General features: G+C 82.8%; 1 pseudogene. It reads right to left on the bottom strand.

The features are described 5' to 3' along the window. A pseudogene (locus VR44_RS18575) lies at positions 1-540 on the bottom strand (SUKH-4 family immunity protein); the annotation flags it as partial.

Raw genomic sequence — 540 nt, 5'->3', positions numbered from 1 at the left:
GTCGCGGCCCCGCCTCCGTGCGGCGGGTCGTACGGGGGCACGCCCCCCGCCGGGATCCCCGCCACCGAGGGCACGGCCTGGGTCTCGGCAGCCGCCAGCACGGCCCCCGGCACGCCCGGGCCGGCCGGGGCGGGGGGAACGGGCGGGGCGTACGGGGCAGCGGGCCCGGCGGCGCCCACCTGGGGCACGTACTGCGTGGCCGCGTGCGCCACGTGCGCGCCCGGACCCGTCTGCACCGGCGCCATGTACTGCGTGGCGGCATCCGCCACCGAGCCCGCGGCCCCGCCCGCCACCGGCGCCATGTACTGGGTCGCGGCGTCCGCCATCGGCGCCCCGGCCGCACCCGGGACGGGCGCTATGTACTGCGTCGCGGCGTCCGCCACAGAGCCCGCGGCCCCGCCCGCCACCGGCGGCAGGTAGCCGTAGCCCGGGGTGCCCGGGCCCTCGGGGGCGGCGGGGTGGCCGGTCTGGGGGTAGCCGTAGGCGGGGGCACCGGGCTCCGGCGGCGGGACGTACGCGGGCCGGACCGGGCCGCCCTGC

The sequence above is a fragment of the Streptomyces katrae genome (assembly GCF_000966975.1).
Taxonomy (GTDB): domain Bacteria; phylum Actinomycetota; class Actinomycetes; order Streptomycetales; family Streptomycetaceae; genus Streptomyces; species Streptomyces katrae.
This window is presented reverse-complemented; position numbering and strand designations above follow the sequence as displayed.